Source organism: Kribbella sp. NBC_00382 (genome assembly GCF_036067295.1).
Classification (GTDB): domain Bacteria; phylum Actinomycetota; class Actinomycetes; order Propionibacteriales; family Kribbellaceae; genus Kribbella.
This window is the reverse complement of the sequence record NZ_CP107954.1, coordinates 1155443-1174611: the sequence shown is the minus strand read 5'-3', so window position 1 is coordinate 1174611 and position 19169 is coordinate 1155443. Positions and strand designations below refer to the sequence as shown.

At 67.8% G+C, this 19169-nt stretch carries 18 protein-coding genes; 17 read left to right on the top strand and 1 reads right to left on the bottom strand.

The window, feature by feature from the left end:
- Positions 1–19: 19 nt before the first annotated feature.
- The 9 genes from OHA70_RS05735 (at position 20) to OHA70_RS05695 (ending at position 11577) form a co-directional block, all read left to right on the top strand.
- Positions 20–811: a ThuA domain-containing protein gene (locus OHA70_RS05735; RefSeq protein ID WP_328329319.1), complete on the top strand. Its 792-nt coding sequence runs from the start codon at positions 20–22 to the stop codon at positions 809–811.
- Positions 804–1907, top strand: a complete 1104-nt coding sequence (locus tag OHA70_RS05730) for a Gfo/Idh/MocA family protein (RefSeq protein WP_328329317.1) — start codon at positions 804–806, stop codon at positions 1905–1907. The genes OHA70_RS05735 and OHA70_RS05730 overlap by 8 nt, the downstream gene beginning before the upstream one ends.
- A 228-nt stretch (positions 1908–2135) precedes the next feature.
- Positions 2136–3887 (top strand): glycoside hydrolase family 3 protein, encoded by a 1752-nt coding sequence (locus OHA70_RS05725; RefSeq protein WP_328329315.1) that lies wholly within the window; start codon positions 2136–2138, stop codon positions 3885–3887.
- Between the two features lie 23 nt (positions 3888–3910).
- Positions 3911–5197 (top strand): exo-beta-N-acetylmuramidase NamZ family protein, encoded by a 1287-nt coding sequence (locus tag OHA70_RS05720; protein WP_328329313.1) that lies wholly within the window; start codon positions 3911–3913, stop codon positions 5195–5197.
- Between the two features lie 35 nt (positions 5198–5232).
- Positions 5233–6918 carry a serine hydrolase domain-containing protein gene (locus OHA70_RS05715; protein WP_328329311.1) on the top strand — a complete coding sequence of 562 codons (1686 nt, stop codon included), beginning with the start codon at positions 5233–5235 and terminating at the stop codon, positions 6916–6918.
- Between the two features lie 35 nt (positions 6919–6953).
- On the top strand, positions 6954–7856 hold the full coding sequence (locus OHA70_RS05710; RefSeq protein ID WP_328329310.1) for a MurR/RpiR family transcriptional regulator: 903 nt from the start codon (positions 6954–6956) through the stop codon (positions 7854–7856).
- A gap of 32 nt (positions 7857–7888) precedes the next feature.
- Positions 7889–8782, top strand: coding sequence for an N-acetylmuramic acid 6-phosphate etherase (gene murQ, locus OHA70_RS05705; RefSeq protein ID WP_328329308.1), 894 nt, complete (start codon positions 7889–7891; stop codon positions 8780–8782).
- A 42-nt stretch (positions 8783–8824) separates the two neighbouring features.
- A complete protein-coding gene (locus OHA70_RS05700) occupies positions 8825–9823 on the top strand; it encodes a GNAT family N-acetyltransferase (protein ID WP_328329306.1) in 999 nt (332 codons plus the stop codon).
- Positions 9824–10176: 353 nt separating this feature from the next.
- Positions 10177–11577 carry a class I adenylate-forming enzyme family protein gene (locus OHA70_RS05695; protein WP_328329304.1) on the top strand — a complete coding sequence of 467 codons (1401 nt, stop codon included), beginning with the start codon at positions 10177–10179 and terminating at the stop codon, positions 11575–11577.
- On the opposite strand, the gene OHA70_RS05690 is transcribed toward OHA70_RS05695, so the two are convergent.
- The gene (locus OHA70_RS05690; protein ID WP_328329302.1) at positions 11508–12197 is read right to left on the bottom strand and encodes a 4'-phosphopantetheinyl transferase family protein; all 690 of its coding nucleotides are present in this window, start codon (positions 12195–12197) and stop codon (positions 11508–11510) included. The genes OHA70_RS05695 and OHA70_RS05690 overlap by 70 nt on opposite strands.
- A 17-nt stretch (positions 12198–12214) precedes the next feature.
- On the opposite strand from OHA70_RS05690, the gene OHA70_RS05685 reads away from it, so the two are divergent.
- From OHA70_RS05685 to OHA70_RS05650, 8 genes are read left to right on the top strand one after another with little or no spacing between them, the layout of a single operon-like run.
- A complete protein-coding gene (locus OHA70_RS05685; protein WP_328329300.1) occupies positions 12215–12469 on the top strand; it encodes an acyl carrier protein in 255 nt (84 codons plus the stop codon).
- The gene (locus OHA70_RS05680) at positions 12469–12732 is read left to right on the top strand and encodes an acyl carrier protein (RefSeq protein WP_328329299.1); all 264 of its coding nucleotides are present in this window, start codon (positions 12469–12471) and stop codon (positions 12730–12732) included. The genes OHA70_RS05685 and OHA70_RS05680 overlap by 1 nt, the downstream gene beginning before the upstream one ends.
- A complete protein-coding gene (locus tag OHA70_RS05675) occupies positions 12725–13753 on the top strand; it encodes a beta-ketoacyl synthase N-terminal-like domain-containing protein (RefSeq protein ID WP_328329297.1) in 1029 nt (342 codons plus the stop codon). Before OHA70_RS05680 ends, OHA70_RS05675 begins: the two co-directional genes overlap by 8 nt.
- The gene (locus OHA70_RS05670; RefSeq protein ID WP_328329295.1) at positions 13750–14277 is read left to right on the top strand and encodes a beta-ketoacyl synthase chain length factor; all 528 of its coding nucleotides are present in this window, start codon (positions 13750–13752) and stop codon (positions 14275–14277) included. Before OHA70_RS05675 ends, OHA70_RS05670 begins: the two co-directional genes overlap by 4 nt.
- Complete coding sequence (locus OHA70_RS05665) at positions 14274–15887, top strand: class I adenylate-forming enzyme family protein (RefSeq protein ID WP_328329293.1); 1614 nt, start codon at positions 14274–14276, stop codon at positions 15885–15887. Before OHA70_RS05670 ends, OHA70_RS05665 begins: the two co-directional genes overlap by 4 nt.
- Complete coding sequence (locus OHA70_RS05660) at positions 15884–17152, top strand: beta-ketoacyl-[acyl-carrier-protein] synthase family protein (RefSeq protein WP_328329291.1); 1269 nt, start codon at positions 15884–15886, stop codon at positions 17150–17152. The genes OHA70_RS05665 and OHA70_RS05660 overlap by 4 nt, the downstream gene beginning before the upstream one ends.
- On the top strand, positions 17152–18225 hold the full coding sequence (gene hppD, locus OHA70_RS05655; RefSeq protein WP_328329289.1) for a 4-hydroxyphenylpyruvate dioxygenase: 1074 nt from the start codon (positions 17152–17154) through the stop codon (positions 18223–18225). The genes OHA70_RS05660 and hppD overlap by 1 nt, the downstream gene beginning before the upstream one ends.
- Positions 18222–19163 carry a phytanoyl-CoA dioxygenase family protein gene (locus OHA70_RS05650; protein WP_328329287.1) on the top strand — a complete coding sequence of 314 codons (942 nt, stop codon included), beginning with the start codon at positions 18222–18224 and terminating at the stop codon, positions 19161–19163. Before hppD ends, OHA70_RS05650 begins: the two co-directional genes overlap by 4 nt.
- The last annotated feature ends 6 nt before the right edge of the window (positions 19164–19169 follow it).

Below are 19169 nucleotides of genomic sequence, written 5' to 3'. Positions count from 1 at the left end.
TCGACCAAGGACTACTGACATGACGCTTCGCGTACTCGTCTGGGGCGAGAACCGGCACGAGCAGGTCGAGCCGCACGTCGCCGAGATCTACCCCGACGGCATGCACACCACGATCGCGGAAGGCATCGCCGAGAATCTCGGTGACGCCGTCGAGGTCGCTACGACGACCCTCGACGAACCCGAGCACGGGCTGACCGAGGAGGTACTGGCCGGCACCGACGTACTGGTCTGGTGGGGCCATGCCGCGCACGGTGAGGTCGACGACAAGGTGGTCGACCGGGTGTACCAGCACGTCCTGTCGGGGATGGGCCTGCTCGTTCTGCACTCCGCGCACTGGTCGAAGATCTTCGGCAAGCTGATGGGCACCACCTGCACCCTGCGCTGGCGCAGTGAGCGGGATCGCGAGCTGGTCTGGACGGTCAACCCGACGCACCCGATCGCCCGCGGCGTGCCGCATCCGATCGTGATCGAGCAGCAGGAGATGTACGGCGAGTTCTTCGACATCCCGGTGCCGGACGAGCTGGTCTTCGTGTCCACGTTCAGCGGTGGCGAGGTGTTCCGTTCCGGCTGCACCTTCCGCCGCGGCCACGGCAAGATCTTCTTCTTCTCGCCCGGCGACCAGGACTACCCGGTGTACCACCACAAGGATGTCCGCAAGGTGATCGCCAACGGGGTCGAGTGGGCCAGGACCGACCTGCCGGAGCGGGCGCTGCCGACGCTGCTGCGGTACGAGACCGGGGACTTCTTCAACGGCCACGGGTACGCCGGGCCGATCGAGGCTGAGTCCGATGAGGAGCGTGCCGATGCCTGAACCCCTGCGGCTCCTTCAGGTCGGCGCCGGCGGCATGGGTCGCGCCTGGCTGCGCAATATCGGACAGAACCCGGACGTCGTCCTGGCCGGGCTGGTCGACCTCGACGTCGCGCTGGCCCGGGCGGCGGCCGACGAGCACGGGTACGCCGATGTCCCGGTGGCGGCGTCGGTCGCCGAGCTGGCCGAGCGGACGGGCGCCGAGGCGGTGATCGACGTGACCGTCCCGGCGGCCCATCCGGCGGTCAGCGTGGATGCCTTGCTGCGAGGTCTGCCGGTGCTGTGCGAGAAGCCGCTGGCTGAGTCGGTCCGCGAATGCCTGACGATGGTCGCGGCCGCCGAGGCGAGCGGCAGGTTGCTGATGGTCTCGCAGTCCCGCCGGTACTTCCGGACCGGCGAGGCCTTCGGGCGGCAGTTGGCCGGGCTCGGCCCGGTCGGGTCGTTGTCGTGCGAGTTCTTCAAGGCGCCACGGTTCGGCGGCTTCCGGGAGCAGATGGCCGAGCCGCTGCTGGTCGACATGGCGATCCATCAGTTCGACCTGGCCCGCAAGCTGATCGGGTCCGAGCCGCTGTCGGTGTACTGCGACTCCTACAACCCGGACTGGAGCTGGTTCAGCGGGCACGCGGCTGCCGACGCGGTCTTCAGCTTCGACGGGGGAGCCAGATTCGTCTTCACCGGAAGCTGGTGCGCGCCGGGGCTGGAGACCTCGTGGAACGGTCGCTGGCGGGCGAGTTCCGCGAACGGCACGGCGATCTGGGACGGCGACTCCGCACCGGTGGCCGAGTACGCCTCGGGGCCTGCCGTGCCGGCCGAGATCGGCACGGGGCCGGAAGAGATCGCCGGGTCCCTGGCTGAGTTCGTGCACGCGTTGCGTACCTCCAGTACGCCGCAGACGGAGGTGCACGCCAACGTGATCAGTGTCGCGATGGTCGAGGCGGCGGTCCGCTCGTCGGCGTCGGGCGCGCCGGTCCGGATCGCCGATGTCGTCTCGGCCGCCCACGCCGAGGCGATCGAGACCGTACCGGCAGGGGTGCTGCTCGACGTACTGCGCTCCTGGCCGTCGGCCGAGCGGGTGGTCGGGCTGCCGGAGAAGTATTGAAACGGCGCACTACCTCAAAGAACACTGTTTCAGCGGTGGACCAAACGCTTGAACGGTGCGGTTGGTTGTCGGGTGGGTGCGGGGCGTGTTGGATGAGGACACGTTTCCCCTTGACCCTGGCTTGGCGTGTGGGTAACTTTCGCGTGCGGGGGCACGGTTGTAATTCAATTACCTGAGGGGTCGGTTATGTCCGCCTTGCGCCGTTTCGCTGTTGCCAGCCTCGCCGTTGTGACCATCGGGTCACTGGTGCCCGCCAGTGCTGTGAGTGCTCCACCGCCTGAGCCGCTCAGCAATCTCCAGGTGGCCACCAAGGCGCTGCAGGGGATGACGCTGGAAGACAAGATCGGGCAGATGTTCGTGTTGTTCGCCTACGGGCCGGACGCGAGCAAGCCGGATGCGCGCAACACAGCCCTGTACGGCGTGGCGACGCCTGCCGAGGTGGTGGCGAAGTACAAGCCGGGTGGCTGGATCTACTTCAACGCCCGCGACAACGTGACCAGCCCGACCCAGCTGGCGACGTACTCCAACCAGCTCCAGGCCGCGGCTCTCAAGACCGGGCTGCGCCTCCCGCTGACGATCGCCACCGACCAGGAGCAGGGCGTCGTCGTCCGCATCGGCCCGCCCGCCACCCAGTTCGGCGGCAACATGGCGCACGGTGCGACCCGCAACACCGCGGACGCCAGGACAGCAGCCGGTATCACCGGACGCGAACTCAAGGCGATGGGCATCCGTCAGGACTACGCCCCGGTCGCCGACGTCAACGTCAACGCGCTCAACCCGGTGATCGGCGTCCGCTCCTTCTCGAGCGACCCGAAGCTCGTCTCGGACATGACGGTCGCGCAGGTCAAGGGCTACCAAGAGGACGCCGGCATCATGGCGACCGCGAAGCACTTCCCGGGCCACGGTGACACCGTCGACGACAGCCACACCGCGCTGCCGACGATCAACCACACCCGCGAGCAGTGGAACACGATCGACGCGCCGTCCTTCAAGGCCGCGATCAAGGCCGGCATCGACTCGATCATGACCGCGCACATCGTCGTACCGTCCCTGGACCCGTCCGGCGACCCCGCGACGCTGAGCAAGCCGATCCTCACCGGCGTACTGCGTAACGAGCTCGGCTTCAAGGGTCTCGTCATCACCGACGCGCTCGAGATGGCAGCGGTACGGGCCAAGTACGGCGACGCCGAGGTGGCCGTCCGGGCGATCGAGGCCGGCGCCGACCAGCTGCTCCTGCCGCCGGCCCCCGACGTCCAGTTCAAGGCCGTCGTCGACGCCGTGAAGTCGGGCCGGATCAGCGAGCGCCAGGTCAACGAGAGCGTGCTGCGCGTCCTGCTGATGAAGCTCAAGAACGGCGTCCTGTTCCAGCCGTTCGTCGACCCGGCGAAGATTGCAACGAAGGTCGGTACTCCGGCCAGCCTCGCGACCGCCCAGAAGATCGTCGACAAGTCCGTCACGCTGGTGAAGAACGACACCAAGACGCTCCCGTTGACCAAGGACCCGCGCAAGATCCTCGTCACCGGCTGGGGCGTCACCACCACCCAGGCGCTGGCCAACAGCCTCACCACCCGAGGTGCGACCACCACCGTTGCCCAGACCGGTGCGGCCCCGACCGACGCCGCCATCGCCGACGCGGTCACCAAGGCGCAGGCCAACGACGTCACCGTGGTCCTCACCCAGAAGGCCTGGGACACCAAGGTCACCGACAAGCTGGCCAAGCAGCAGAAGCTCGTCAATGACCTGCTCGCCACCGGCAAGACGGTGATCGTCGTGGCGGTCCGCGACCCCTACGACATCGCGTACTTCACCGCGGCGCCGACGTACCTGGCCACCTACGGCTACGCGGCCGTCTCGATGGAGTCGCTGACCAAGGTCCTGTACGGCGAGATCGCCCCGACCGGCAAGCTCCCGGTCGACATCCCCGTCGCAGGCGACCCCACCACCCCGCTCTACAAGTTCGGCCACGGACTGTCCTGGTGACTCGTACTTCCAAAGGAGAACCGATGAAGCGCCGCAGCCTGCTCGCCGGTGCGGGAGCACTCGCCGCCGCCCCGCTGATCGACATCCAGGGAGCCGCCGCAGCGGAACCTGCCAAGAAGAAGGGCGTCACGACCGGAGCCCAAGCGCTGGCAAAGGACAACTGGAAGGCCTTGGCCGGGCAGAAGGTCGGGGTGATCAGCAACCCGACCGGCATCCTCGACGACCTCAACCACATCGTCGACACCATGCACGCGTCCGGCAAGGTCAACGTGGTCGCCGTCTTCGGCCCCGAGCACGGCTTCCGCGGCAGCGCGCAGGCCGGCGGTTCCGAGGGTGATCACGTCGATCCGCGGACCGGGATCATGGTCTACGACGCGTACGGCGCGGCCGCGGCCAAACTCGCCACGCTCTACACCAAGGCCGGCGTCGAGACCGTCGTCTTCGACATCCAGGACGTCGGGGCCCGGTTCTACACCTACATCTGGACGATGTACGAGGCGATGCTCGCGGCCGTCCAGACCGGCGCGAAGTTCGTCGTACTGGACCGGCCGAACCCGACCGGCGGCTCGGCGCGTGGCCCGATGCTGAAGCCTGGCTTCACGTCGGGCGTCGGCAAGCGGGAGATCATCCAGCAGCACGGGATGACGGTCGGCGAGCTGGCCCGGCTCTTCAACGCCGAGTACCTGCCGCTGGACACGAACGGCGCGCGGCTCAAGGAGCTGCAGGTGATCGAGGTGAAGGGCTGGAAGCGCGACCAGCTGTACGCCGACACCGGGCTGACCTGGGTGATGCCGAGCCCGAACATGCCGACCCCGGACACCGCGTTGCTCTACCCGGGCGCGTGCCTGTTCGAGGCGACCAACATGTCCGAGGGGCGCGGTACCACCCGGCCGTTCGAGCTGATCGGTGCGCCGTACATCGACTACAAGTGGGCGCAGGCGCTGCAGGCCAAGAACATCCCCGGTATCGACTTCCGCGAGGCCTACTTCACGCCGTTCATCTCCAAGAACGCCAACGTGCTCTGCGGCGGCGTGCAGATCCAGATCACCGATCCGGACCGGGTCGAGGCGATCGTGGCGGCGACGCACATGATCGTCGAGGCCAAGAAGCTGTACCCGGGCTTCGCCTGGCGTACTGGTGACAACCCGCCCGGCCGCTGGATCGATCTGCTCACCGGCTCGGACCGCTACCGCACGATGGTCGACGGCGGAGCCACCGCCGAGGCGGTCATCGCCGCCTGGCAGAGCGAGACCGACGCCTGGACCGCCCGCCGCGCGAAGTACCTGCTCTACAAGGGGGATCACCGGTGAAACTGGTCAAGCCGATCGCGGTAGTGTCTGTCTTGATGCTCACCATGGCCAGCCCTGCAGTTGCTTCAGGCAACAAGTCCGGACGTTTCGACCACCCGTACGACGGGTACGCGCCGAAGTCGACGCTGCTGCGCGACTCGACTCCCGCCAAGGCCGGTCTCGATCCCGCGCCGATCGACGCCGCGCTCGCCCAGGTGGCCGGCTGGACCCAACCGTCCGGCACGACCAAGCCCCTGTACGCCGGTGCCGTCACGCTGCTCGGCCACGACGGCAAGGTCGTCACCCGCACCGCCACCGGGATGGCACTCAAGTACTCCGACGGCAGTGGTACCGAGCTGCCCGCCGACCAGCAGATCCCGATGCGCACCGACACCATCTTCGACATGGCGTCGGTCTCCAAGCTGTTCACCTCGATCGTCGTGATGCAGCAGGTCGAGAAGGGCAAGATCGGCCTGGACACCCCGATCGCGACGTACGTGCCGGAGTTCGCGGAGAACGGCAAGGCCGCGATCACCGTCCGGCAGGCGCTCACCCACACGACCGGGCTGCCCGCGTTCCTGCCGTTGTGGAAGGACCAGCCGACGCCGGAGCTGCGGCTGAACGAGGCGCTCACCGCCAAGCTGGTCAACCCGCCCGGCGGCACCTACCTCTACAGCGATCTGAACCTGATCTCGCTCGGCGAGGTCGCACACCGGGTGACCGGCAAGACTCTCGACAAGCTCGTCGCGGACGGCATCACCAAGCCGCTGCAGATGCGCGATACGGGCTACAACCCGGACGAGAAGAAGAAGCCGCGGATCGCCGCCACGGAGTACCAGACGGCCCCGCCGCGCGGGATGGTCTGGGGTTCGGTGCACGACGAGAACGCCTGGTCGCTCAACGGCGTCGCCGGGCATGCCGGTGTCTTCTCCACCGCGGACGATCTGGCCGTGCTGGCGCAGACCTTCCTCAACGGCGGTAGCTATCGCGGCGCGCGGATCCTGAAGACGGACTCGGTCACCGCGATGATCACCAACTTCAACCAGGGCTTCCCGGGCAACGACCACGGGCTCGGCTTCGAGTTGAACCAGCGCTGGTACATGGGCGGGCTGTCGGGGCCGCGGACGGCGGGGCACACCGGCTACACCGGGACGTCGATCGTGATCGACTTCGATTCGCGGTCGTTCGCGATCCTGTTGACCAACCGGGTGCACCCGAGTCGCAACTGGGGGAGTAACAACCCAGCCCGCAGGGCCGTAGTACAGGGGCTGGCGTTGTCGCTGGGGGTCGGGCCGCAGCATGGCAAGGACGCCTGGTTCTCCGGGACGACAGACGCCAGTACGACGACGCTCGCGGCCAAGGTCGCCGTACCGGCCGCCGGGGCGAAGGTGTCGTTCGACCTGTTCGTGGACACCGAGGACTCGGATCTGCTGTATCTGGAGAGCTCTGCCGACGGTACGACCTGGACCAAGGTGCCTTTCACCGTGCGTGATCGGGGGACCGTCATCGACACCGACGGCTCGATCAGCGGCTCGGGAGACCGGCACTGGCACCAGGTGACCGCCGACCTCGGCGCGGGCGACCAGACGCTGCGCTGGCGCTATACCTCCGATCCGCTGTACCAGGGCCGGGGCGTCTATGTGGACGGCGTGAAGATCTCCTCGGGGCACACGGTGCTTTTCGACGGTGAACGAACGCCTGAATCATTTGTCGCAACTGGTTGGAGACTTTCGCGTCGGTGACCCCGCTCGGTGCTTAATCGCCGTACGGTGGCGTCATGACTTCAGTTACCTCTCCAGAACCCACGGGGCCGCTGCTGGTCCGGGTCCGCGCGGTGATGCCCGCGCTGGCGCCGGCCGAGCAGCGGGTGGCGAACGCGGTCCTCGCGGACCCGGGCGGGGTGGCGGCGATGACGATCTCCGAACTGGCCGAGGTGGCCTCCACCTCGGAGACCACGGTCATCCGGTTCTGCAAGCAGATCGGCGTCCCCGGCTATCCGCAGCTCCGCCTGCAGTTGGCGGCTCAGTCGGCCACGGAGAACATCCGGCCCGAGGTCGGCGGCGACATCGAGCCCGGTGACTCGCTCGCGGACGTCGTCGGCAAGGTCGCCTTCGCGGACGAGAAGGCGGTCCGGGAGACCGCGCAGCAGCTCGACATCGAGTCGCTGGGCAAGGTCGTCGCCGCGGTCGCCAAGGCGCCGCGGGTCGACCTGTACGGGACCGGCGCGAGCGCGTTCGTCGCGCTCGACCTGCAGCAGAAGCTGCACCGGATCCGCCGGGTCGCGTTCGCCTGGTCGGACGTGCACGTCGCGCTGACCAGCGCCGCGCTTCTCGGTGAGGGAGACGTCGCAATCGGCATCTCCCACACCGGGACGACCGCCGAGGTGGTCGAGGCGCTCGAGGAGGCCGCCAAGCACGGCGCCACCACGGTCGCGGTGACCAACTTTCCCCGGTCGCCGCTGGCCCGGACCGCCGATCTTGTCCTCACCACGGCCGCGCGCGAGACGACTTATCGCTCCGGCGCGATGTCCAGCCGGATCGTCCAGCTGATGGTGATCGACTGTTTGTTCATCGGCGTGGCACAGTCGGTACTGCCGGACGCCCGCAAGGCGCTCGAGGAGACGGCTACTGCGGTCCGCGGTCACCGCCTGAAGACGTCTGTCAATGATCAACAGAATTGAAAATCCTTCAGTAGAAAACTAACATCGATTCTGTGATCACACCCACGGAGCAGCGCAACCCCAGGACGCTCGCGATCGATGCGGTGGGCACCACCGAGATTCTCCGGATGGTCAACGCGGAGGACGCCCGGGTGGCCGGCGCAGTCGCCGCGGTGATCCCTGAGCTGGCGCGGGCAGTGGACGCTGCCGTTGAGGCCGTCCGCAACGGCGGCCGAGTGCACTACTTCGGCGCCGGTACGTCCGGGCGACTCGCGGTCCTCGACGCCGCCGAGCTCCTGCCCACGTTCCACGTCCCCGACGACCTGGTGGTGGCCCACCACGCCGGTGGCATGGAGGCGCTGCTGCGTGCGGTCGAGAACGTCGAGGACTCCGAGGAGGGTGGAGCGGCCGAGGCTGCCTCGGTCACCGGCCGGGACATCGTCATCGGACTCGCGGCCTCCGGCAGTACGCCGTACGTCGCCGGCGCTCTGAAAGCCGCCCGAGCGGTCGGCGCGACCACAGCCCTGGTGACGTCGAACCCCTCGGCTCCGCTGGCCCCGCTGGCCGACATCGTGATCGCCGCCGACACCGGCCCCGAGGTCATCGCCGGCTCCACCCGCCTGAAGGCCGGTACCGCCCAGAAGCTGATCCTGAACAGCTTCTCGACCACGCTGATGATCAAACTCGGCCGCACCTGGTCCAACCTGATGGTCGACATGGTCGCCACCAACCAGAAGCTCCGCGGCCGCATGCTCCGCATCCTCGGCGAAGCGACCGGCGCCGACCCCGAAGCCTGCGCCGCCGCGCTCGCCGAAGCCGATGGCGAGCTCAAACCGGCCCTGGTCCACCTCCTGACCGGCTCGCCGATCCCAGAGGCCCGCCGGGCCCTCTCCCAGGCAGGCGGCCGCGTAGCCGTCGCCCTCGGGCTGCTCAGCGCGTCTGCGTAAAACCGTTCGCTCGGTGATCCAGTGCTCCCTACTCTCGGGAGGGTGATTACTGAGCGCATCGACCCACACGACCCGGCCGCCTTTGACGCGTGGCATGCCGCTATGGCGGAGGCGACGACGGCCGGCCGGGAGTTTGCTGTCCCGTGGTCGCTGGAGGAGATGCGGGTGGCGGTGACTCTGGAATCGCCGTACTTCGATCGCGAGCTCTGGGTCGCCCGGGACGAGGGTGGTCAGGTCGCCGGGTTCCTGCAGATCGATCTGCCGCAGAAGGACAACATCAACCTCGCCTCCGTCGACCTCGGTGTCGTACCGGATCATCGCCGCCAGGGGTACGGGACTGCGTTGGCGAAGGTTGCCGAGGAGCGGCTCGCGCATCATGGGCGGACGGTCGTGCATGCCATGGTGCACACTCCGCTCGGTACCGAGACGCCAGGCCAGGCCTTCGTCCGGGCGCACGGTATGACCGTGGGGATCGCTGATCGGCACCGGATCCTTCGCCTTCCGCTCGAGCAGAACTTCCTGGACGAACTGGCGGCCGAGGTGGCCGATCACCATCGTGACTATCGCCTCGTCACCTGGCAGGACCGTTGCCCTGACGACCTGGTCGACGCGTATGCCGAGCTCGAGGGCACCTTCCTGGACGAGGCGCCGATGGGTGAGCTGGAGGTCGAGGCCGAGGTGTACGACGCGGCCCGGATCCGGTTCCGGGAGAGCCAGGCGCGGGCCCAGGGCCGCCGCTTCTGGGTCACCGTCGCGATCGCGCCGGACGGAACGCTCGCCGGGCAGACCGAGCTCACCATCTCCGCCAACGACGCCGCCAACGCCTTCCAGTCGGGCACCTTGGTGGCGCCGGCCCATCGCGGGCACCGGCTCGGGCTGGCGCTGAAGGTCCGCAACCATCTCGAACTGCAGCGCACGCACACCGCGCCGGTCGTGATGCACACCTGGAACGCCGAGCAGAACACCGCGATGAACGCGGTCAACGAGCGGCTCGGCTACCGCGAGGTCGAGCTGACCGAGGAGTGGCAGCGGAAAATCTGAAATATTTTGGTTGCCGCCGTTCTGGAACAGTACGGAAAACAACAGTTTGAATTCTCCGGGGGGAACCCTTCGCAGGGGAGTTATTGAACGTGAAAGCTAACCGGTCGATGCTCCTCGTCCGGTTTGCTTGCTGTTGGAGTGTTTGAGTTTCGGGGCTCGCAAAACGGAGCAGCATCGCTCATTCGGGGCGGAAAGAAAAGCGATCTGGAACACGTTGCCGAGGGTATCCTAACCGTCACTTTCGGTCCGTAGACCGAGTGCGTGATCTTGTCGTATCGTCACGTCATCGCCAAGCCTTGGTGGGGGCTCTGGTGCTCTGAATCCTTTGTGTTCAAGGCAACCTCGGAGCTCGGATGACCATGGACGGTACTGTCGTGGTGCCCGGAACCACTATGGGCGCCCAGTGGGTCGATGAGGTGCTGCTGGCCGGTGAGGCCAGTGACATCTGTTTCAGACTCCCTACCCCAATTGATCGTGGAATGCTGCGCCGGCTGGTGCTGGAACGGCAGTCCGAATTGGCGGAATCGGGTTTGCGCCCGGGTGGGGCGGCCGCATTGCGGTTACCCCCGTCAATGGCGTTTGTGACGCATTTGCTGGCGGTCTGGCGGCTCGGTGGGCAGGCGATCCTGCTGGATCACCGGCTGACCGACTACGAGGTCCGCCGGGCGGTCGAGCGGCTGGTCCCGCAGGTGGTGGTGTCGCCTGACGGAGCGGTCCCGGCCGGCTTGCGCACGTTCGTCGACGTCGAGACCGCCGTGGCCAGCTATTCGGGTCACCCGGCCAACACCGCGCACGCCGTGGTCCAGCTCAGTTCGGGCTCGACCGGGCCGTCGAAGGTGATCGGCCGGACCGCCGAGGACCTGATCGAAGAGGTGCACCGGTACACCCGGATCGACGGTGTTCCGTTGCGGGGTGAGCGGGTGATCCTGCTGCCGTCGATGGTCCATGTGCTCGGTCTGGTGGGCGGGCTGATGTATTGCCTGCACGCCGGTGTCGAACTGGTCCCGCCCGCGCGGCTGACCGGCGACGCCATCGTCGCCGCGATCGCGAGCGGGAAGAGTCCGGCGACGGTGCTCGGCGTGCCGTTCCACATCGGGTTGCTTGCCTCGGTCAACGAGCCGCCGCGGTTGCCGCAGTTCAAGCGGATGACGACCGGTGGCGAGCTGGTGCCGAAGGCGATCTCAGGTGCTTTCGAGGACAAGTACGGGGTGCCGCTCGGCAACATGTACGGGATGACCGAGGTCGGGGTCATCGGCACCGATCTGTTCGGCGCGCATCGGCCGGCGATCCTGCCCGCACCGGGGATCGAGGTACGGGCGGTCGATGGGGAGTTGCACGTCCGTCGGCCGGAGTCGCCGTACCTGGGGTTGTCGGATCCGAGTCGCTGGGCCGACGGCTGGTTGCGCACCAAGGATGCGGGTGTGATCGACCCGGAGACCGGCCTGGTCTCGATCAAGGGGCGGCTGGATTCGCAGGTGTCGGTCGGTGGGCTGAAGGTCGACCTGACCGAGGTCGAGTACACGCTGAACACGCTGCGCGGCATCGAGGCCGCCGTCGTTGTCCACGACGGTTCGATCACGGCGTACGTGCAGCTCAACGAGCAACGCGACGTGGCGCGGATCGAGGCCGATCTCGCCCAGCTGCTGGCGTCGTACAAGCGTCCCCGCAGTGTCCGGGTCCTCGCTCAGTTGCCCCGGACAACCACCGGGAAGCTGGTCCGCGACACCGCGGTACTCCGCAAAGCGGCGCCGTGATGCTCAAGAACCTCGATGGCCGGAGTACCGACCGGCACGACAACAGCAACCACCGCGTCGGCCGCCACCGGAACGTGCGCCAGGACGAGGTGCTCCGCGGAAGCAACAAGCCCACCAACCAGCGGGCCACCCCCGCCCTCACCGGGCGCGGGAAGTGGGATGGGGCGGCGCAAGCCACCACTCCGGAGGCCGGTGCCGAGAGCCTTGCCTATCGCTTCCTTCGCAGTCCAGAGGTGCAGGAATGCCTCGAGTTCTTCGGGCTGGACCCGCATCCAGGCGAGCTCGGCCGGGGTGAACCAGCGGCGGGCGAGGGCGCTGACGGGTCGGGGGTAGCGGTCTTCGAGGTCTATGCCGACTGGGCCCGACAGTCCGGCGGTGACGGCGACGAGGCGCTGGCTGTGGCTGATGCTCACCGCGAGCGGGTCGACGTGGGGAGCACCGGCGGCGTCGTGCCGCAGTACCGGGGTGCCGATACCGGTGCCGGTGCCGGTGCTGCTGCTGGTGAGCAGGGTGCCGGCGAGGTCGAGGAGCAGGGCGTGAGCGGCGGATCGCTGGTCGCGCTCGACGGGTTTCAGCCAGACGTGCACGGGGGCCAGATCGGTGCCCGGACGCTGAATCACAGGAAGAAGGTATCCCGATGAGGGAAGAGGTTCGCGAGTTCGTCATCGCGCAGCTGCAGGACATGAACTACGACGTCGAGGGAATCGACGACGAGACGACGCTCGGCCCGGCCGGTGTCGACCTGGAGTCGCTCGCGCTGGCCGACCTGTCGGTCCGGGTCGAGGACAAGTTCGGCGTCCGGTTCTCCGACGACGAGTCCGAGGAGCTGGCCCTGATGACCGTCGGCGAGTTCACCACCGCGGTGGCCGGCCGGGTAGCGCAGCAGGTCTGATGAGCAGCATTCCCCAGCCTTCGGTCCAACCTGCAGCTCAGCCCCCGCCCGGTAGGGCCGAGATCGTCGACTGGCTGGCTGCGCTGGGTGATCGCCAACCTGGCGAGGTCCGGGAACGGATCGATTCGATGGAGCTGGCCTGGCTCGTGCACCAGGTCGAGCAGCGCTACGACCTGGAGCTGGACGACGACCAGCTGGACCGGATCAGGACGATCGACGACGCCGTCACCGTGCTGGCGGAAGCGCTGAAGAGTCATGTCTGACCAGGTCTCCATCACGGGCTTCTCCGTCCTGAGCGCGCTCGGCCGTGGTGCCGAGGCGCAACTGGCCGCGGCCCTTCCCGGTGCGTCAGCTTTCGGTGAGGTACGGCGGTTCGACACCTCGAACCGCCGGGCGACCCGTGCGGCCACGGCCGTCGACGTCCGGTCGCTGGAGGAAGAACTGCTCGACGCGGTCATCGACGCCTGCGCCGACGCGGGGTTGACTCCGGCGCAGCGGGCGACGACGCCGTTGTTCCTCGCAGTACACGGTCGCTCCGGCGTCCGCGGGCTGGCGACCAGAGCCGCGAAGATCTACACCAGCGCCTGCGTCTCAGCCAGTACTGCGGTCGCCGACGCGGCCGCGCTGATCCGCTACGGCTATGCGGAGCGGATCGTCGTGGCGGCGGGCTATCTGGTCGAGCCGGACCAGTTCGCCCTGTTCGACGCGGGCCGGGCGTTGACGGACGACAGTACGGTCCGGCCGTTCAGCCTCGATCGCAGAGGACTCCTGCTCGGCGACGCCGTCGTCGCGGTCGTCCTGCAACGAGGAGATGGCCAGGCCGAGATCGCGGGCTGGGGACGAGCCGGCGATGCGCACCACCCTTGCCAGCCCGCGCCGGACGGGCAAGGACTGGCGGCGGCGATCGAGGCTGCGTTGCGCAAGGCGGAGTTGCCTTCCGACGTTGTCGGCTACATCAACGCGAACGCCACCGGGACGATCTTCAGCGACGCGTCCGAGGCGGCCGCGATCCGGTCGGTGTTTCCGACGGACGTACCGGTCAGCTCGACGAAGTCGGTGCATGGGCACGCGCTGGAGGCTTCGGGTCTGCTTGAGCTTGTGATGACGGTACTGGCGTTGCGCGCGGGGAAGCTTCCGGTCAATGCGGGGTTCACCGAGGTCGATCCGATGTGCCCGCTGGACCTGATCCTCGATGCGCCGCGGCCTGCGACAGCGCAGTACGGGCTGACGCTGAATGCTGCCTTCGGGGGCGCCAACACGGCCTTGCTGGTGCGTGCTGGATGAGCGATCTGGTCGAGATTCCCGAACTCCGCGTGGTTACGGACAGTCACTGGCCGCAGCCGGGTGACGACGCGCTGGCAGGTCCGCCGGCGTTGCCGGGCTTCATCGGGTCGACGTTCAGCCCGTTGGTGGCCGTCGTCGCCGATCGTTGCCTGCAGTCTTTGTACGGCGAAGTGGCTGCAAAACAAGGGGAAAAGGTCGGCATCGTGCTGGTCAGCCGAACCGGTGACCGGGAGTCGGCCGAGCAGGTCCGGTCACTCGTTGCCGATGGCAAGCGAGTCGGGCCGTTGTACTTCTTCCAGTCGGTCCCGAACAGCGTGGCCGGGTACGTCGCCGCGCGCTGGGGACTGCACGGGCCGGTCGTCTGCCTCAATCCGCCGGGTGATCCGCGGCAGGCCGGCTTCGACCAGGCCGCGCTGCTGATCGCGGACGGGGACGCGGACCAGGTGCTGGTCGTGCTCGTGGAACAGGCAAGTCAGGGCGACACCGCCGTCGCCCTGTTGGTGAGTGGGGGAGAACCTTCATGAAGAGTCTGAGAGCTCAACTGGCAGCCGATCCGGCGATCGGTGCGGGCAATGTGCTGGCGACCGTGATCGCGCACGGCGCCGACCTGAATGGGCCGGGGCTGACGTTCGACACGGCTGTCGACGACTTCCCGGCTGAGCATCCGCTGACGCTCGGTGAGCTCGACGAGCGCGTCCAGGTGCGTACTGCGTGGTTGCACGAGCGGGGGATCGGGCGACGGGACGTGGTGGCGATCTGGGCGACCGAGGCCGCCGACATCGTGCTGAGCTTCCTCGCGCTGACCCGGATCGGGGCGATTCCCGCGTTGCTGAACGGGAAGATGGCGCCGTCGATCGCGGAGGAGTACATCCGGCGCTTGCGGGTGACCGGGGTGCTGGTGGACGAGGCGCACAGCGGGTTGTTGCAGGAGGCACCGATCCTGGGGGCTCCGCGCGACCTGGGTACCGGGGATCCGGCGCTGGCGCCGGCGCAGTACCGGCATCACCAGGACGACCCGATCGTGATCACCCACACGTCCGGTACGACCGGAGTGCCGAAGGCTGTGCTGCATACCCACAAGACCTTGTACGCCGCGTTGAAGCACCTGCTCACGATGCCGCAGTCGCAGGGGACCGATCGCATCCTCAACGCGCTGCCGATCCCGCACACCGCGACGATCCTGATGGTCAACCAGGTGCTCGGCAACCGGGCCGAGATGCTGCTGCTGTCGACCCAGGACGCGTCGACGGTGCTGGCGCAGATCGAGCGCTGGAAGCCGCGCGGGGTGTACGGATTCGCTGTCACCTGGGCCGGGCTGGCTCGGGAGGACCTGGGCGCACATGATCTCGACTCGGTGCGGATGTGGTTCAACACCGGAGACTGCGCGCATGAGCCGCACATCCGCAAACTGGTTGCCGTCGGCACCCGTGAGACGGTGACCCGGGAAGGGCGGGTGACGGTCCGCGGCTCGCACTTCGTCGACGGTCTCGGGTCGAGCGAGATGGGGCACAACGGGTTCCACATCACCCACACGGTCGACTCCGACCACTACGGCCGCTGCATCGGCAAGCCCTATCAGTTTGCCTCGGCGACGGTGCTCGACGCGGCCGGTGAGGAGCTGCCGCCGGGCAAGGTCGGGCTGCTCGGGTTCCGGTCGCCGACGGTCTCGCCGGGGTACTGGAACGACTCGGTCAACACCTACAAGTTCCGGCTCAACGGCTGGTTCCTGACGGGTGATCTGGTCTATCGCGACGAGGCCGGCCACTACTTCCACCTCGACCGGGTGCCTGATGCGGTCGCGGGCTTCGAGGGCCCGCAGCTCTACACCTCGATGTCCGAGGAGCGCATCCTCGCTGCGCTACCCGAGGTGCAGGACTGCACGGTGATCATCGTCCAGGAGAACGGCCAGTTCCTCACCGACGTACTGCTCGAGGTCCCGGCCGATGCCGATCCGATCAGGGAACGGGACGAGCGGATCCTCGCCGCGGTGGGTGAAGAGGTGGCCGGCACGATCCGCCGGATCCACGTGGTGGGCGAGGACGAGGTACCGGTGACGGTGACCGGCAAGGTCCGCAAGGTTGCCCTTCGCACCGAACGCCTAGCGGAGCAGAGTGTTGTGGGGGCCGGCCGATGACCGCCGTGACGATCACCGGCATGGGGCTGATGACGCCGGTTGGGCGGGGCGTCGACGACGTGTTCGGGGCCTTGTTGCATGGGCGGTCGGGGATCAGCCGGCCGCCGGTGGATCACCCGGTGGCGAACTCGGTGGAGCTGGCGGGGTTTCTGCCGGAGTTCGACGCCGGGACGATCGCGAGCGGTCCCGACGGCAAGGTGATGGACCGGACGGTCATCCTTGCGCAGCTGACCGCCGAGGAGGCGTTGGCCGATGCGGGGCTCGTGGTCGGCGAGAACGTTGCAGCTGAGCGGATCGGCGTGATCATCGGCGGCGTCGGCGGGATGGCGACGCTGGAGAAGCAGGTACTGGCCAGGGCCGAGCGTGGACGCGCGGCGGTCAGTCCGTACCTGCTCACCGGGATCCTGCCGAACATGCCTGCCGCCCGGGTGGCGATCCGGTTCGGCATCCGCGGCTACACCTCTTCAGTCGGTACGGCGTGTGCCTCCGGCGCGCAGGCGATCGCGGACGGAGTCCGGTTGATCCGCAGCGGTGAGCTGGATGTGGTGATCTGCGGGGCCAGCGAGGCGCCGCTGTTCCCGACGTTCGCCGAGACGTTCGCCAACGCCCGCGCACTGGCCCGCGGTTGGGACGACCCGACTGAGGCCAGTCGCCCGTTCGACCTGCGCAGGAACGGGTTCGTACTGTCGGAAGGCGCTGCGCTGCTCGTCCTCGAGAGTGCCGAGCACGCCGACAGGCGCGGCGCGCGAGGGTACGCCGATGTCGCGGGCTACGGCGTCAACGCCGATGCCCACCACCCGACAGCGCCGCGCCCCGACGGTCAAGGAGCAGCCGCGTGCATGCGACTGGCGTTTGCCAGCGGCAACATCAGCCCGGAGCAGGTCGGCTACGTCAACGCACACGGCACCAGCACGAAGCTCGGTGACGTCGCCGAATCGACGGCGATCGGCCTTGCTTTCAAGGGATCCGGTCCAGCGGTGAGCTCCACCAAGGCGCTCACCGGGCACATGCTCGGCACGTCCGGAGTCGTCGAGGCGGCCGCCAGTGCGATGGCGGTCAGCACCGGGCTGGTGCCACCGACGTACAACCTCGACGACCCCGATCCGGCCTGTCCGCTGGATCACGTGCGCAAGGAGCCGCGCGAGGCGCGTCCGGAGTACGCGCTGTCGAACTCGTTCGGGTTCGGCGGCCAGAACGTCAGCCTGCTGTTCGGACCTCCGAGCACAAAAGAAGTGAGAGGGGAAGACAGGGTGAGAGGACTGTGATGGAGATCTACGGGATCGACCACGTGGAGATGTACGTGGGCGACGCCAAGCAGGCGGCGTTCTACCTGACGCACGCGTTCGGCTTGCAGGTGCACGGCCAGGGCGGCCCGGAGACCGGGTTGACCGACCAGCGCTCGCTGCTGCTGCGGGAGAGCGCCGTACAGATCGTGTTGACCTCGGGGCTGGCCGCCGACCACCCCGCCGCCGAGTACGTCCAGCGGCACGGTGACGGTGTCGCCGTGGTGGGCATCGAGGTGGACAACGCCTCGGTCGCCTACACCGAGCTGCTCGGCCGTGGCGCCGCTTCCGTCAAAGAGCCGGTGACGTACTCCGACGAGCACGAGACCACCGTGGTGATCGCGGAGGTGGCCGGCTTCGGCGACGTGATCCACCGGCTGGTCGAGCGGCACGGTCCGCGGCGGGAGTTCCTGCCGGGCGCGTTCACGATCACCGAGCCGTCGAAGGGCCCGGACGAGAAGCTGTTCAGCGAGATCGACCACCTGGCGATCTGTGTGCCGTCGGGCCAGCTGAAGCCGACCGTCGAGTTCTACGAGAACGTCTTCGGCTTCCTGCCGATCTTCGACGAGTACATCGAGGTGGCCGGTCAGGGGATGGAGTCGACCGTCGTCCAGAGCCCGTCGAAGCACGTGACGTTCACGCTGATCGAGCCCGACCCGAACCGCCGGCCGGGGCAGATCAACGACTTCCTCACCTGGCACGCGGGTGCCGGTGTGCAGCACATCGCCTTGCGGACCAGCGACATCGTCGAGGCGGTCGGCACGCTGAAGGAGCGCGGGGTCAACTTCCTCGCCTCGCCGTCGGCGTACTACAAGGCGCTGCCGGAGCGGGTCGGTGAGGTCGAGACGCCGATCGCGGAACTGGAAGAGCTCGGCATCCTGGTGGACAAGGACCACTGGGGTCAGCTGCTGCAGATCTTCACCGAGTCGATGCACGTCCGGCGGACCTTGTTCCTGGAGATCATCGAGCGGCGCGGCGCGATGACGTTCGGCAGCGGCAACATCAAGGCGCTGTACGAAGCGAAGGAGCGCGAGCTGCAGGGGGTCGAGGTATGACTGTGTTGAATTCCTCGCCCACCCCACCGCCCCGGTCGCTCGAGTTCACCTTGTCAGCAGAAGAGATCGACCTGCTCCCATCCGACGAGGATGTGGCCTTCTACCAGGAACACGGCTGGTACCTGTCCAAGAAGCTGCTCACCGACGACGAGACCGACGAGCTGGTCGACTCCAGCGAGCGGTACTACGCCGGCGAACGCGACCGCAATCTCCCCGTCGCGCCGCCGAAGCTCGCGTACTGGGATCCGTCCAAGGGTGACGTCCAGCGGCACAACGACTACGTGCACTACGAGCATGACGGGCTGGCGAAGATCCTGACCAAACCGTTGATCGGCGCGGTCGCGGCCAGGCTCGCGCAGGTCGACGAGATCCGGATCTTCCAGTCCACCCTGATCTACAAGCCGCCGATCAAGGGTGAGCCGTCGAACATCGTGCCCTGGCACTTCGACAAGCACTACTGGTCGTCGTCGTCCTCGGACCGGATGCTGACCGCGTTCATCCCGTTCCACGACTGCCCGCCCGAGATGGGCACGATCACGATGGTCGACGGCAGCCACCGGTGGAAGGAGATCGGCAGCGACGACACCGTCGTGCGCCACTTCGCCGACCGGGACAAGTCCCAGCTCGACCAGATGCTGATCGACAACGCGCAGTACAACGGGGTCGAGGTGGCCAAGCTGCCGATCACCATTCCGCGCGGCCACATGAACTTCCACCACTGCCGGACGTACCACGGCAGCGGTGCGAACGTCAGCGACCGCCCGCGCCGGGCGATCTCGCTGCACCTGCAGGACGGCGGCAACTCCTACCGGGAGTTCCCGCTCTCCGACGGCACCCTCGCGGCGTACAACCACGACGCGCTGGTCCGCCGGACCCCGGACGGCAAGCCCGACTACGCCGACCCGGACTTCTGCCCGACGCTCTGGGCCGACCGCTAAACCAAG